Source organism: Micromonospora cabrerizensis (assembly GCF_022230955.1).
Lineage (GTDB): Bacteria > Actinomycetota > Actinomycetes > Mycobacteriales > Micromonosporaceae > Micromonospora > Micromonospora cabrerizensis.
In genome coordinates this window covers 174,509-188,543 of the sequence record NZ_JAKKFI010000084.1, presented here as the reverse complement: position 1 = coordinate 188,543, position 14,035 = coordinate 174,509, and the positions used below count along the sequence as shown (strand labels likewise).

Below are 14,035 nucleotides of genomic sequence, written 5' to 3'. Positions count from 1 at the left end.
GGGCGTGCTGACGCCGGCACGCCACCCCGATCCCCCCGGCGGTCCCCGCCGCCGCGCCGGCAGCTCCGGCAGCTCCGGCAGCTCCGGCAGCTCCGGCAGCTCCGGCAGCTCCGGCAGCTCCGGCCAGCGTGACCGCACCCGTCGTCGCGACCCTGGCCGACGCCGAGCCCACCCCCGAGGTGCAGCTGCCCGACGTGTTGACGCACGCGCCGCCGGCCGCACCGAACCAGGAGCCCGGCAACCCCTGGGCCGCCCCGACCATGGCACTGCCGATGGTGGCCACCGGGCTGGTCATCCAGCCCGGCATGGAGCTGCCGATGCCCGACGAGTACGCGGGCCCGCAGGCGGTGGACCGGCTGGCCACGCTGGACGTACCGGGTGCCGGGCTGGGCGTACTGGACCGGGTGGTCGGTTTCGCCGCCGCCACCCAGGGCACCTCGACCCCCCGCGCCTGGAGTTCCGTGCGGGTGCTGCTGCTGCACGGCGACCACGCCGGCGGCGGGTCGGCCGGCACCGTCGCCGGTGAGTCGGCGCGCCGGGCGGCGCAGGCCCGCGCGGGCAAGGGCGCGTTGGCGCGACTGGCCGCCGAGAGCGGCGCCAGCCTCCAGGTGGTGGACGCCCCGGCCTCCGCCCCGATGGAGGACGAGCCGGCGCTCTCACCCGACCAGGTGGAGTCCGCGCTGCGCTACGGTTGGCGGCTGGCCGAACAGGCGGCCGACGCCGGCGTACAGCTGCTGGTCCTGGGGGCGTGTGGGGCCGGCACCGAGGCGGCGGCCGCGGCGGTGCTCGCGGCTACCGCCGGCGCGGAGCCGCCGGCAGTGCTGGGCCGGGTGATCACCGAATCCGGCGAGATCGACGACGCGGCGTGGATGATCCGCTGCGCGGCGGTCCGCGACGCCCTGCACCGCACCCGCCGCTCGTCGCGCGGCGCCAAGGACATCCTGGCCGAGCTGGGCGGCGGCGACGTGGCGGTCGCCACCGGCGTGCTGCTCGGCGCCACCGCGCGCCGGGTGCCGGTGCTGCTCGACGGGCCGGTCGGGGTGGCCGCCGGCATGGTCAGCCGCGACCTGGCCGGGCAGGCCCGGCACTGGTGCCTGCTCGCCGACCACGGCGGGCACCCGGCGGTGCGGCTCGCCGCCGACGTGCTCGGCCTCACCCCGCTGCTCGACCTGCGGATGGATCTCGGTGAGGGCGCGAACGCACTGGTCGCGCTCCCGCTGCTGCGCTCGGTGCTGGCGCTGTCCGCCGCGCTGCCGGTCCACCCGTCGCTCGGCGGCGGCGACGAGACGGCCCCGGCCGCCGACGAGCCGCAGTCCACCGACCCGAGCTACCCCGACGTGAACGACCCGTACGTGAACGACAGCGACCCGGACCTCGCCGAGCCCGACTTCGCCGAGCCGGAACCGGCCGGGCCGGGCCCGGCGAGCACCGGGGCGGACGAGCAGCCGGCGTCGGGCTGGCGTGCCGGCTGAGTCGCGGTTCCTCGCGGGCACCCGGCTCGCGGTCACCACGTTCACCACGCTGCCGGTACGCGCCGGACGGATCGACCGCCCGGTGGCCGGCACCGCGATGGCGCTCGCCCCGGCGGTCGGCGCGCTGCTCGGCACCCTGCTGGCCGGTGTGCTGCTGCTGACCGGCGCTGCCGCTCCCCCGTTGGTGGCCTCCGGTGTGACGGTCGCCGCCGCCGCGCTGCTCACCCGGGGGCTGCACCTGGACGGGCTCGCCGACACCGTGGACGCGCTCGGCTCGTACCGCCGGGGTCCGGCCGCGCTGGAGATCATGAAGAAGCCGGACGTCGGCCCGTTCGGGGTGGTCGCCCTGGTGGTCGTACTCCTGGTGCAGGCGGCGGCGCTCACCGACCTGGCGGGGCGGTCCTGGCCGGCGTGTCTCGCGGCGGTGGTCACGGCGACCGCCGCCGGGCGGCTCGGCGTCACGGTGGCCTGCCGGCGGGGAGTGCCGGCGGCCCGGCCGGACGGGCTCGGCGCGCTCGTGGCCGGCACCGTCGGCCCGCTGGCCCTCACCGTCGGCGCGGTCGCCGTCGCGCTGCTGGCGGTGCCCGCGGTGCCGGGCCGCCCGTGGCAGGGGCCGCTGGCCGTGGCCGCCGCGCTCGCCGTCGCGTCACTGCTGCTGAACCACGTGGTACGCCGGCTCGGCGGTATCACCGGGGACGTCCTCGGCGCGACCGTCGAGGTGGTCACCACGCTGGTCTACCTGGGTCTGGTGCTGTCCGGCTGAACCGGGCGCGGCGGGCCGGGTAGCGTTCGGCTCGACAGCACCGGCACGGCCACCGGGGGAACCAGAATGCTCATCACGGACGACTTCCTGCCCGTACCGGTGCCGGAGTCGCTCAGCGCGACCTACCTGGTGCCGATGGCGGGGCTGCCGAAGGTCAGCGCGAAGACCGCGGTGGCGGCGCTGACCGGCCGGCTGGCCGAGCCGGTGCACGGGCTGGCCCGGCAGATGCTGGACAGCCCGCTGATGAGCGTCGACACCCGGCCGATCAGCGAGTTTCCCGAACTGCCACCGGACCTGCTCACCGCGTTCGGCGCCACCGAGGAGCAGTTGGCCCGGCTGGCCGCGGCGACCCACCTGGTGGTCGTGCAGGCCGAGTACCGGCCGGGTTGGCCGCCCGCGCACGAGTGGGCGGCCCGAGCGGTCGCGGCGGCCGTGGCGGAGTCCGTCGACGGCGACGTGGTGGACGTCTTCGGCCTTCAGTTCCTCGACCCGGCGACCGCGTTGCGCTCACTCCCCGACGAGCAGGGCCGCATCCGGCTGGTCGACTGGGTGCTGGTGCCGTACTCGTCGGACACCGAGGGGCTGTGGTTCACCACCAAGGGGCTGCGCCGCTTCGGGCTGCTGGAGTTGCAGACCCAGGGGGTGCCCGACCACCTCACCCGCGCCTGGGGTGCGGTCATGACCGGGGCGGCACGCCGGCTGCTGCGGGACTGGACCGACGGGCTCACCGGCGAGGAGGTTCCGGCGTTCGTGCAGCTCCCGGTGCTCGCCACGGTCACCGGGCACGACATCGCGGTCGCGTACGGCAACCCGGAGCAGCACGGCGCGACCGCCCCGGTGCTGCTGCGCCTGGAACTGGACCCGGCGACCGACCCGGAGGCCGACTCGTTCCTCAGCCTGCGCCCACCGGCCGGGCACCCGGGCCCGGACGGGCGCTACTACGCCGCCGCCTGCGCGACCCTGTTCTCCGGGATCCAGCCGGACGTGCGCTACGCCCGCTCGGGTGACGCGATGAGCCGGGCGGTCGCCACCGCCCGGGCCGCGCTGGGTGACGCGCGCGCCCGCTTCGTCGCCGGCCACCTTCCCGCCGAGTCGCAGCTCGTGGTCAAGTACGGCCTGCCCGGCGACGACGGCCCGGAGTACGTCTGGGCGGGCGTCACCTCCTGGGAGACCCCGGAGCGGATCGTCGGCGTGAGCGCCAGCGACGCCAACACCGACCCGTCGGTCCGCATCGGCGCCCCCGTCGTGGTGGAGGCGACCGACGTCGTCGACTGGGCGGTCCTGGACGCGACCGGCGTCATCGAAGGAGGCTGGACCCAGGCAGTCCTGGACTCCGGCGAACCCCCAACCCCCACAACCTGACCCCGGCACCCCCACCCCACCCCCACCCACACCCCCGGGTTGATCATGAAGTTATAGCCGCGACACGCCGACGGCGGTGGCAATAACTTCATGATCGACGGCCTTGGGTGGCCGGCGGGGACCCGGCGGGGACCCGGGTGGGACCCGGCGGGTGGGTGGGTGGGTGGGTGGGTGGGTTACTTCACTGCGGGGGTTACGAAGGGGGGTTTCGTCAGCTTCAGCGGGGCTCTCCGGCCTCGGATGTCGATCTCCACCTCGGCACCGTCGGCCAGGTTGGCGTCGGTGTCCACCAGGGCCAGCGCGATGCCCTGCTTGCGGGTCGGCGAGAAGGTGCCGCTGGTCACCTCGCCGACCTGTGTGTCGCCCACGTGCAGGGTCATCCCGGGCCGCGGGATCGCGCGGTCGACGGCCACCAGGCCGCGCAGCGTACGCCGGGGGCCGGCGGCCTTCTCGGCGAGCAGCGCGTCGCGGCCCCAGAAGGCCGGCTTGTCCCACCCGACGGCCCAGCCGGAACGGGCCTGCACCGGGCTGATGTCCAGGGAGAGGTCCTGCCCGTGCAGCGGGTAGCCCATCTCGGTACGCAGCGTGTCCCGGGCGGCCAGGCCGCAGGCGCGCAGCTCGAACGCCGCACCCGCGGCGAAGAGCGCATCCCAGACGGCCACGGCGTGCTCCGCCGGCACCACCAGCTCGTAGCCCAGCTCGCCGGTGTAGCCGGTACGGCAGACCGTCAGCTCCATCCCGGCCAGGCTCGCGGCGGAGAAGCTCATGTAGCCGTGCTCGACGGGCAGGTCGAGGGCGGCCAGCAAGTCGGCCGAGCGGGGGCCCTGAACGGCCAGCACGGCGTACGCCTCGTGCTCGTCGGTGACGCTGACCTGCGCGGGCGCGGCGGCGCGCAACCGGCGCACCACCTCGGCGGTGTTCGCCGCGTTCGGGATGAGGAAGACGTGGTCGTCGGCGTACAGGTAGGCGATGATGTCGTCCACCACACCGCCGGTGGCGTCGTCGCAGCAGAGCGTGTACTGCGCTCGGCCGGGACCGATCCGGCCCAGGTCGTTGCTGAGGCACGCGTTGACGAAGTCGGCCGCGCCCGGGCCGCTCACCCGGGCCTTGCCCAGATGCGACACGTCGAAGACCCCCACCGCGGTCCGCACCGCGGTGTGCTCCTTGAGCACACCGCCGCCGGCGTACTCCAGCGGCATCTCCCAACCCCCGAAGGGGGCGAACTTGGCGCCGGCGGCGATGTGCCGCTCGTGCAGTGGGGAACGACGCAGCCGGGTCGCGGCGGCGTCGGAGGTCACGTCGGTCATGGGTGGCAACTTACCGGGGGCAACGTGGCTGGTTAGCATCGGCGGGAGCCCGCTGGCGCTGTCGGCGGGACAGCCATGACGTCCGGCGGGTAGGTTCCGCCGGAGACCTTCACCGCCGGTACGCGACGCCGCGACCGGCCCGGCCCGCCCGGAGTAGCTTCAGTGACATCACCCCGCACCACCAACCTGAGCCTGGTCGACACCGACCCGGCCGAGCTCGCCGTCGACGCGATCGTGATCGGCGTGCACAGCCAGACCGGAGAGCAGGGCGCCACCAGCGGCCTCGCCGGCACCCTGCTGCTGGCCAGCGGCGCGGAGAGCATCGCCGTCGCCTTCGACGGCAAGCTGACCGAGACCCTCGCGCTGCTCGGTGCGACCGGTGGGCCGGGTGAGGTCGTCAAGCTCGCGACGCTGGGCACCGTGACCGCCCCGCTGGTCGTCGCGGTCGGCCTCGGCCCGGAGCCGTCGGGTGCCGCCCCGGCCCCGGAGGCGCTGCGCCGGGCCGCCGGTACGGCGATCCGGGCCCTGGCCGGCGCTCCGAAGGTCGCACTGTCCCTGCCGCTGCCGGACGACGCGGACGCTTCGGCGGAGCTGCGCGCGGTCGCCGAGGGTGCGCTGCTCGGCGGGTACCGGTTCGCCGGCTACAAGACCCGCCCGCAGCCGACCCGCCGGGAGCCGGTCGCCGAGGTGCTCATCGCGGTGCCCGACGCCGGTGACGCGGGCGCCCAGGCGGAGGTCACCCGGGCGCTGGCGGTGGCCGGCGCGGTCCGGACCAGTCGGGACTGGGTGAACACCGCTCCGAACGAGCTGCGCCCGCCGTCGTTCGCCGACGCGGTCGCCGACGCCGCCCGTGCCGCGGGCCTCGGCGTCGAGGTGCTGGACGAGGCGGCGCTGGTCGCCGGCGGCTACGGCGGCATCGTCGCGGTCGGGCAGGGCTCGGAGGCCCCGCCGCGGCTGGTGAAGCTCACCTACACCCCGCAGAGCGGCGGCAACGGCAAGCGGATCGCGCTGGTCGGCAAGGGGATCACCTTCGACACCGGCGGCATCTCGATCAAGCCGGCGCAGGGCATGTGGGAGATGAAGTCCGACATGGCGGGCGCCGCCGCGGTCGGCGCGGCCATGCTGGCCATCGCCGCGTTGAAGCCGACGGTGGCGGTCAGCGCGTACCTGCCGATGGCGGAGAACATGCCGTCGGGCACCAGCTACCGGCCGGGTGACGTGATCACCATGTTCAACGGCAAGCGGGTCGAGGTGCTCAACACCGACGCCGAGGGCCGGATGGTCCTGGGTGACGCCATGGCCCGCGCCTGCGCGGACGGCACCGACTACCTGTTCGAGACCTCCACCCTGACCGGCGGCCAGGTGATCGCGCTGGGCAAGCGGATGGCGGGCGTGATGGGCACCCCGGAGCTGTGCGACCGGGTCCAGACGGTCGGCGACGCGGTCGGCGAGCCGGCCTGGCCGATGCCGCTGCCCGACGACGTGCGCAAGGGCATGGAGTCCGACGTGGCGGACATCTCGCAGGTCAACGCCGGCATGGACCGGGCCGGTCACATGCTGCAGGGCGGGGTGTTCCTGCGCGAGTTCGTGACCGACGACGTGGCCTGGGCGCACATCGACATCGCCGGGCCGGGCTACCACTCGGGCGAGCCGACCGGCTACTGGACCAAGGGCGGCACCGGTGTCCCGGTCCGCACCCTGGTGCAGCTTGTCGAGGACGTCGCCACCAACGGCTGACGGATTTCCCGGAAGGGCCACCTGCGTTGGCAGGTGGCCCTTCCTGATCTCTCAGTACCGCTCGGGGCGGCGTTTGCGGCGCTCGTTGAAGTCGCGCATCCGCTGCGGGTAGCCCATCAGTCGGACGTCGTACACCGGGATGCCCATCCGGTGGGCGAAGCGTCGCGCGCCGTCCGGGCCGTCGATGCGCCGGCGGGTCCACTCCCCGTCGTCGGCGATCAGGATGACCGTGGTCTCCGTCACCGTCGTGCGGGGCTCGATGTACGCCTCGACGCCGCGCCGACTCCGGATGAAGTTCTCCAGATGGTCCAGATCGCCGCGACTGGCAGCGCGGTCATGGCTCGGCACAGCCGTCTGCTTGCGGCGCCGGAACAGGCCCACCGGTTCTCTCCCCCACGATGTGTCATCGACAACGGTGCCAAGGGTACGTGTCGATGACGTGTCGTTGGGCACCTCGGTACGCACCCTGTGCCCAGTGGTGACAAGATGACCGAGGTGGGGTGTGTCCGTGTTACTGCCCCGTGACCCCCGATGCAGCGACGCGACCTGGGAGTTGGACGTGAGCGAGCCGAACGAAGCGACCTTCGACATCGTCATTCTCGGAGGTGGCAGCGGCGGCTACGCGACGGCCCTGCGCGCCGCCCAGTTGAATCTCTCCGTCGCGCTGATCGAGAAGGGCAAGCTCGGCGGGACCTGCCTGCACAACGGGTGCATCCCGACGAAGGCCCTGCTGCACGCCGCCGAGATCGCCGACCAGGCCCGCGAGTCGGAGCAGTTCGGCGTGAAGGCCGAGCTGATCGGCATCGACATGGCCGGCGTCAACTCGTACAAGGACGGCGTGATCGCCCGCCTGTACAAGGGCCTGCAGGGCCTGGTGGGCGGCACGAAGAACATCACCCTCGTGGCGGGCGCCGGCAAGCTGGTCGGCAAGAACGTGGTCGAGGTGGACGGCAAGCGTTACACCGGCCGCAACATCGTCCTGGCCTCCGGCTCGTACGCCAAGAGCCTGCCCGGCCTGGAGGTCGACGGCGAGCGGATCATCACCAGCGACCACGCGCTCACGATGGACCGGGTGCCGTCGTCGGTGATCGTGCTCGGTGGCGGCGTGATCGGCGTCGAGTTCGCCAGCGTGTGGAAGTCCTTCGGTGTGGACGTGACGATCGTCGAGGCGCTGCCCCGGCTGGTCGCCGCCGAGGACGAGGAGTCGTCCAAGGCGTTGGAGCGTGCGTTCCGCAAGCGGAAGATCAACTTCAAGGTCGGCAAGCCGTTCGAGAAGGTCGAGAAGACCGAGAGCGGCGTCAAGCTGACCATCCAGGGCGGCGAGACCGTCGAGGCGGAGCTGCTGCTGGTCGCCGTGGGTCGCGGCCCGAACACCGCCAACCTCGGGTACGAGGAGCAGGGCGTCAAGATGGACCGCGGCTACGTGCTGACCGACGAGCGGCTGCGCACCAGCGTGCCGAACGTCTACGCGGTCGGTGACATCGTGCCCGGCCTCCAGCTCGCGCACCGGGGCTTCCAGCAGGGCATCTTCGTCGCCGAGGAGATCGCCGGGCAGACCCCGGCCGTGATCGACGAGGTCGGCATCCCGCGCGTCACCTACTGCGACCCGGAGCTGGCGTCGGTGGGTCTGACCGAGGCGAAGGCCAAGGAGCAGTACGGCGCGGACAAGGTCAAGACGTACAACTACAACCTGGGTGGCAACGGCAAGAGCCAGATCCTCAAGACCACCGGCTTCGTGAAGCTGGTGCGGGTCGAGGACGGCCCGGTGGTCGGCGTCCACATGATCGGCGCCCGGGTGGGTGAGCTGATCGGTGAGGCGCAGCTCATCTACAACTGGGAGGCCTACCCGGCGGAGGTCGCCCAGCTCGTGCACGCCCACCCGACCCAGAACGAGGCCCTGGGCGAGGCGCACCTGGCCCTCGCCGGCAAGCCGCTGCACGCGCACGCCTGATCATCCACAACCGCGGCGTCCGGCGACGGGCGAAGATCCCACCAGGGGAATGAAGGAGTCTCAGAAAATGCCGGTATCGGTCACCATGCCCCGGCTCGGCGAGAGCGTCACCGAGGGCACCGTCACTCGCTGGCTCAAGCAGGAGGGCGACACGGTCGAGGTCGACGAGCCCCTGCTCGAGGTCTCGACCGACAAGGTCGACACCGAGATCCCGTCGCCCGCTGCCGGCGTGCTGAGCCGGATCGTGGTCGGCGAGGACGAGACCGCCGAGGTCGGCAGCGAGCTGGCTGTCATCTCCGGTGAGGGCGAGTCGACCGGCGGTGGCGAGGCTGCCCCGCAGGAGCAGGCCCCGGCCGAGGAGGTCGAGCCGGCCGCCGAGCCGACGGCCGCCGCCGAGGGCACCGCCGACGAGGTGGCCCAGGACGAGGCCCCGACCGAGGCGCCGGCTCCCGCCGCCGCTTCCTCGGGCGAGGGCACCGCGGTGAAGATGCCGGCCCTGGGTGAGAGCGTCACCGAAGGCACGGTCACCCGCTGGCTCAAGCAGGTCGGCGAGACCATCGAGGTCGACGAGCCGCTGCTGGAGGTCTCCACCGACAAGGTGGACACCGAGATCCCGTCGCCGGTCGCCGGCACGGTGCTGGAGATCAAGGTCGCCGAGGACGAGACCGCCGCGGTCGGTGCCGACCTGGCGATCATCGGCGCTGCCGGTGGGGCTCCCGCCGAGGCGAAGCCGGAGCCGAAGCCCGAGCCGAAGGCGGAGGCCAAGCCGGCGCCCAAGGCCGAGCCGAAGCCGGAGCCGAAGGTCGAGGAGCCGACCCCCGGCATGTCGTACAACGAGCCGGCCGCGGAGACCGAGAGCTCGGCGCAGCCGGCGAAGACCGAGCAGGCCTCGCAGCCTGCCGCGCCGGCCTCGACGCCGCCGCGTCCGTCCGCCCCGGCCCAGGGTGGCGGCGAGGACGCCGCCGGGTACGTGACCCCGCTGGTGCGCAAGCTGGCCGGTGAGCACGGCGTCGACCTGTCCTCGCTCAACGGCACCGGCGTGGGTGGCCGGATCCGCAAGCAGGACGTGCTGGAGGCCGCCGAGAAGGCGAAGGCCGCCAAGGCAGCTCCCGCACCCGCGCCGGCCGCCGCTCCGTCGGCAGCTGCGGCGAAGCCGGCCGCGAAGCCGCAGCCGAGCGGCAAGCGGGGCACCACCGAGAAGCTGCCGCGCATCCGGGCGACCATCGCCAAGCGGATGCAGCAGTCGCTGCACGAGACGGCCCAGCTCACCACGGTGGTCGAGGTGGACGTCACCCGGGTCGCCAAGTTGCGGACGCGGGCGAAGGAGTCGTTCCAGGCCAAGCACGGCGTGAAGCTGTCCTTCCTGCCGTTCTTCGCGCTCGCCGCCATCGAGGCGCTCCAGACGTACCCGATCGTCCAGGCCAGCATGGACCTGGAAGGTGGCACGATCACCTACCCGGCCGCCGAGCACCTGGGCATCGCCGTGGACACCGAGCGCGGGCTGCTCGTGCCGGTCATCCACAACGCCGGTGAGCTCAACATGGGCGGCATCGCCAAGCGGATCGCCGACCTGGCCGAGCGCACCCGGTCCAACAAGATCACCCCGGACGAGATGGCCGGGGCGACCTTCACGGTGACCAACACGGGCAGCCGGGGCGCGCTCTTCGACACCCCGATCGTGCCGTCGCCGCAGTCGGCGATGCTCGGGACGGGTGCCGTGGTCAAGCGGCCGGTCGTGGTCAACGACCCGGAGTTGGGCGAGGTCGTCGCGATCCGGTCGATGGTCTACCTGGCCATGTCCTACGACCACCGGCTGATCGACGGCGCCGACGCCGCTCGCTTCCTGACCGCGGTCAAGGAGCGGCTGGAGGCCGGCAACTTCGAGTCGGAGCTGGGCCTGGCCTGATCCGCCCGTAACGCCGAGAAGGGCGCCCCGGTCGTCGACCGGGGCGCCCTTCCGTCTGCGGTCCTCAGCCCTTGAGCAGCGCGGTCGAGACCTTCCAGAGCCGCTCGGCGGCCTGCGGGTCCAGCGCGTACGCCGCGACTCCCGTGCGCCCGCCGGGCTGGGCGGGGGCGGCCTCCTGACAGTCCTCGAAGTAGCGCCCACCCACACCGTCGAGCAGCGGCGACGCGGCGACCAGCACCGAGGTGGCGGCGCCCTGCTCGACCGTCTTCCAGGCCGCCGTGTTGCCCGCGCGCAGCCGCTCCAGTTCCTCCTCGCTGACGTAGCGCTGGAGGTTGGTCCGGATCGCGCCGGGCATCAGCGAGTTGGCCGTGATGCCGTCGTCGGCCCAGAGCCGGGACGCCTCGACGGCGAACAGCACGTTGGCCGTCTTGGACTGCCCGTACGCCTGCCACGGCTCGTACTCTCGCTGGTCGTACTGGATGTCCTCGAAGACCACCGGTGAGCGCAGGTGGGCGGCGGAGCTGACCGAGACGATCCTGGCCCCGTCGCCGGACGCGAGTGCCGGGCGCAGCCCGGTGGCGAGCGCGAAGTGCCCCAGGTGGTTCGTGGCGAACTGCATCTCCCAGCCCTGGGGGGTGCGGGACAGGGGTGCGGCCATGATGCCGGCGTTGTTGACCAGGATGTGCAGCGGTCCGTCCCAGTTGGCGACGAAGTCGGCGACCGACCCCTGGTCGGCGAGGTCGAGCGGGGCGACCAGGACGCGGTCGTTGCCGGTGGTGGCGGTGATGTCGTCGGCGGCCTGGTGACCGGCGTCGGGGTTGCGGACGGCCAGGGTCACTTCCGCGCCGGCGCTGGCCAGGGCGCGGGCGGTCTCCACGCCGATGCCGGACGACCCGCCGGTGACGATCGCCCGCCGCCGGACGAGGTCCACGCCCCGGATCACGTCCATGGCGGTGGAGGTATGGGCGAACGAGGTGGTGATCGGGTTGTTCGTCGTCATGATCCATCCTTGTCCAGGGCGGGTCGGACCGACCGGCCCGCTGCCGGAGGCCGTGGTCGCGGTGTTTTCCCGGCCCGGACCGGAGGTAACGCCGGACACCGCCGCCATCGCCGTTCAGGCCTCCGAGCAGGCCGGACGCTGCCAGAGTGGGTTCGTGGGCGGCTACCGGCGGGGTGGACAACTGGGACCGGCCGTCCCGATTGCGCCCGGTGCCCGGGTGGACAAGTTCGAGGTCTTCTTCGACCTGGTCTTCGTCTTCTCGTTCTTCATCATCACCCGGGCGACCGCCGCCAACATCTCCGGCCGGCAGCTGTTGCACGCCGGTCTGGTGCTCGCCGTGCTCTGGTGGATCTGGGTGGTGCACAGCCTGGTGGCCACCCGGGTCCGGCTCGGCGAGGGCTACGTACCGGTGCTCATGGTGATCGCGATGGTCGCCCTGTTCGCGTTCGCGCTGGCACTGCCGCAGGCGTTCAACGACCCGAAGGGAAGCGCCGCCGGCCCGATGCTGGTGGCCATCAGCTACGTCGTGGTCCGGGCCGTTCACATGATCCTGTACCAGCATGTGGTGAAGGACAGCCCGCAGGAGCGGCGGCAGCTGCGGCGCTTCGCCCCGGAGCTGGCGGTGAGCATCGTGCTGCTGCTGGCCGCCGCGCTGATCCCGCCGCAGATCACCGACCCCGACCGGGCCGCCCTGGTCCGCGACGGGCTGTGGATCACCGTGGTGGTGGTGCAGTACGCCACCGGCTTCATCGTCGGCACCTGGGGCTGGGGGGTGACCAGCGCCGAGCACTGGACGGAGCGCTACGACCTCATCCTGATCATCGCGCTGGGCGAGTCCATCATCTCCACCGGAGTGGGCGGCAATCTGCTCGGCAAGCCGGTCACCTGGCCGGCGGTGGCGGCTGCGGCGCTCGGCATCGTGATCACCGCCGCCCTGTGGTGGGCGCACTTCGACTTCATCGGGCCGGCCGCCCGGATCGCCCTGCACGCGGCGGAGGGTGGCCCCCGGGTGGCCATGGCCCGCGACGCGTACGCGTACCTCTACCTGCCGATGATCGCCGGGGTGATCCTCTTCTCCATCGGCAACGAGGAGATCCTGCACAAGATCACCGACCCGACCGGCGGGATCGCCGAGAAGGTCGAGGGCCCGGCCGTGCCGATGCTCTTCGGCGGGCTGATCTGCTATTTCGCCGTCAACCTGTTGTTCCAGCTCCGCACCCTGCACACCGTCAGCTGGACCCGCGTCGGCGTCATCGTCGTGCTCACGGCGGCCCTCCCGGTCGGTCAGCACCTGCCGGCGCTGGGCGCGCTCACCCTCGCCACCGTGATCTGCGTGGCGCTGGTGGCCGTGGAGGTGATGGTGATGTCGGGTTCCCGGCACGCGTTGCGGGCCGCCGTCTTCCACGAGCGGACCACCCACGAGGCCCACGAGGCCGCCTGGCGGGCGCGCTGGCACGACGTCCGGGAGACCGACGAGCCGACCACCCCATGATCGCGTCGGATAGACTCCGGCGCAGCGTCGCGGTGTACCCGGCTCGAAGGCCGCCGTGGGCATGGAGGCGCGGGGACAGCATGGGACGAACGTGCACCCGACCGGTTCACCGGCCGACCGGCTCGCCGCCGTCGGCAATCAGATGATCGAGATCCACCTCTGGCTCGGCGCGGAACTGGCCCGTCTCCGGGCAGATCTCGACACCGCGGGCGACGCCCGACCATCCCGCGACCTACGCGGTCACTGCCTGACCTTCTGCGCCGCACTCGGCCGACACCACACCGGCGAGGACGCGGGCGCGTTCCGGCTGCTGGCCGAGGAGGTTCCCGAGCTACGCCCGGTCATCGCGAACCTGATCACCGACCACGAGGTGGTGGCGGGGATCCTGGAACGGGTCGAGGCGCTGCTCGCCGGTGACACGGCGGTGCCACTCGCCCAGGTGCGCGGTGAGCTGGACGGGTTGGCCGCCCTGCTGGAGTCGCACTTCCGCTACGAGGAGAAGCGGCTGGTCTCCGCGCTGAACGCGCTCACCGGCCGACCCGGGACGGCCGAGGAACTCCTCGGCCTGACCGTTCCGTCGCAGGTCACCGACTGACGGCTGGGCCGAGCCGGTTTGCGGTGGGCTGGTCGGTCTCCGGCACCGGCCCGGGCAGCCGCTCGTAGAAGCGGATCTTCTCCCGGAGGTGCTCGTACTGGCGGCTCAGCAGCAGCATCTGCTCCTCGACCCGAGCCGCGTGCTGTTGCAGCAGCTCCCGCCGCTCGTCGGCGGTGTGCTCGCCCTCGCGGGCCAGCTCCGCGTAGCGGCACATCTGGGCGATCGGCATCCCGGTGTCGCGCAGGCAGCGGAACAGCACCAGCCAACCGAGGTCGTCGTCGGTGAAGACCCGCTGGCCGCCCGTCGTCCGGCCCACGTCGGCGAGCAGCCCGATCTTCTCGTAGTACCGCAGGGTGTCGAGGCTGAAGCCGCTGCGGCGGGCGGCCTCCGAGGGGGCGTAACCGCTCATGTCGAGATCGTAGGGCTTGACCTGGAGCGCACTCCAGGTTG

Annotated in this window: 11 protein-coding genes and 1 pseudogene; 8 read left to right on the top strand and 4 right to left on the bottom strand. The window is 72.8% G+C overall.

Annotation, left to right across the window (positions count from 1 at the left end):
* Window positions 1-26: 26 nt before the first annotated feature.
* The 3 genes and pseudogenes from LADH09A_RS23175 to LADH09A_RS23165 form a co-directional block, all read left to right on the top strand.
* Window positions 27-1,472, top strand: a pseudogene (locus LADH09A_RS23175) (nicotinate-nucleotide--dimethylbenzimidazole phosphoribosyltransferase); the annotation flags it as partial.
* Entirely contained in the window at window positions 1,462-2,235 is a 774-nt protein-coding gene (locus LADH09A_RS23170) for an adenosylcobinamide-GDP ribazoletransferase (protein WP_238647565.1), read from the top strand. The pseudogene LADH09A_RS23175 and the gene LADH09A_RS23170, both read left to right, overlap by 11 nt.
* A 66-nt stretch (window positions 2,236-2,301) precedes the next feature.
* Entirely contained in the window at window positions 2,302-3,597 is a 1,296-nt protein-coding gene (locus LADH09A_RS23165) for a DUF2314 domain-containing protein (protein WP_238647564.1), read from the top strand.
* Between the two features lie 176 nt (window positions 3,598-3,773).
* On the opposite strand, the gene gcvT is transcribed toward LADH09A_RS23165, so the two are convergent.
* Window positions 3,774-4,904: a glycine cleavage system aminomethyltransferase GcvT gene (gene gcvT / locus LADH09A_RS23160; RefSeq protein WP_238647563.1), complete on the bottom strand. Its 1,131-nt coding sequence runs from the start codon at window positions 4,902-4,904 to the stop codon at window positions 3,774-3,776.
* A gap of 162 nt (window positions 4,905-5,066) precedes the next feature.
* On the opposite strand from gcvT, the gene LADH09A_RS23155 reads away from it, so the two are divergent.
* Window positions 5,067-6,641 carry a leucyl aminopeptidase gene (locus LADH09A_RS23155; protein WP_238647562.1) on the top strand — a complete coding sequence of 525 codons (1,575 nt, stop codon included), beginning with the start codon at window positions 5,067-5,069 and terminating at the stop codon, window positions 6,639-6,641.
* A 51-nt stretch (window positions 6,642-6,692) separates the two neighbouring features.
* Here the strand turns inward: LADH09A_RS23155 and LADH09A_RS23150 are convergent, their stop codons facing one another.
* Window positions 6,693-7,022, bottom strand: a complete 330-nt coding sequence (locus LADH09A_RS23150; RefSeq protein WP_238647561.1) for a hypothetical protein — start codon at window positions 7,020-7,022, stop codon at window positions 6,693-6,695.
* A gap of 178 nt (window positions 7,023-7,200) precedes the next feature.
* Between LADH09A_RS23150 and lpdA the strand changes: the two genes are divergently transcribed.
* Together lpdA and sucB are read left to right on the top strand one after the other, a co-directional pair.
* Window positions 7,201-8,592, top strand: a complete 1,392-nt coding sequence (gene lpdA / locus LADH09A_RS23145; protein WP_238647560.1) for a dihydrolipoyl dehydrogenase — start codon at window positions 7,201-7,203, stop codon at window positions 8,590-8,592.
* A gap of 67 nt (window positions 8,593-8,659) precedes the next feature.
* On the top strand, window positions 8,660-10,498 hold the full coding sequence (gene sucB, locus LADH09A_RS23140; protein ID WP_238647559.1) for a 2-oxoglutarate dehydrogenase, E2 component, dihydrolipoamide succinyltransferase: 1,839 nt from the start codon (window positions 8,660-8,662) through the stop codon (window positions 10,496-10,498).
* A gap of 64 nt (window positions 10,499-10,562) precedes the next feature.
* Here sucB and LADH09A_RS23135 read toward each other — a convergent pair whose 3' ends face one another.
* Window positions 10,563-11,498: an SDR family NAD(P)-dependent oxidoreductase gene (locus LADH09A_RS23135; RefSeq protein WP_238647558.1), complete on the bottom strand. Its 936-nt coding sequence runs from the start codon at window positions 11,496-11,498 to the stop codon at window positions 10,563-10,565.
* 154 nt (window positions 11,499-11,652) lie between these two features.
* Between LADH09A_RS23135 and LADH09A_RS23130 the strand changes: the two genes are divergently transcribed.
* Together LADH09A_RS23130 and LADH09A_RS23125 are read left to right on the top strand one after the other, a co-directional pair.
* Window positions 11,653-12,990: a low temperature requirement protein A gene (locus LADH09A_RS23130; RefSeq protein WP_238647557.1), complete on the top strand. Its 1,338-nt coding sequence runs from the start codon at window positions 11,653-11,655 to the stop codon at window positions 12,988-12,990.
* A gap of 91 nt (window positions 12,991-13,081) precedes the next feature.
* Window positions 13,082-13,585, top strand: a complete 504-nt coding sequence (locus LADH09A_RS23125; RefSeq protein WP_238647556.1) for a hemerythrin domain-containing protein — start codon at window positions 13,082-13,084, stop codon at window positions 13,583-13,585.
* Here the strand turns inward: LADH09A_RS23125 and LADH09A_RS23120 are convergent.
* A complete protein-coding gene (locus LADH09A_RS23120) occupies window positions 13,575-13,994 on the bottom strand; it encodes a MerR family transcriptional regulator (RefSeq protein ID WP_238647555.1) in 420 nt (139 codons plus the stop codon). The genes LADH09A_RS23125 and LADH09A_RS23120 overlap by 11 nt on opposite strands.
* Window positions 13,995-14,035 lie beyond the last annotated feature (41 nt).

Bases quoted from the DNA above. Each gene is read 5' to 3' on its own strand.
- LADH09A_RS23165 (WP_238647564.1), top strand. From the start codon at position 2,302: ATGCTCATCACGGACGACTTCCTGCCCGTACCGGTGCCGGAGTCGCTC.
- gcvT (WP_238647563.1), bottom strand. From the start codon at position 4,904: ATGACCGACGTGACCTCCGACGCCGCCGCGACCCGGCTGCGTCGTTCC.
- sucB (WP_238647559.1), top strand. From the start codon at position 8,660: ATGCCGGTATCGGTCACCATGCCCCGGCTCGGCGAGAGCGTCACCGAG.
- LADH09A_RS23135 (WP_238647558.1), bottom strand. From the start codon at position 11,498: ATGACGACGAACAACCCGATCACCACCTCGTTCGCCCATACCTCCACC.
- LADH09A_RS23120 (WP_238647555.1), bottom strand. From the start codon at position 13,994: ATGAGCGGTTACGCCCCCTCGGAGGCCGCCCGCCGCAGCGGCTTCAGC.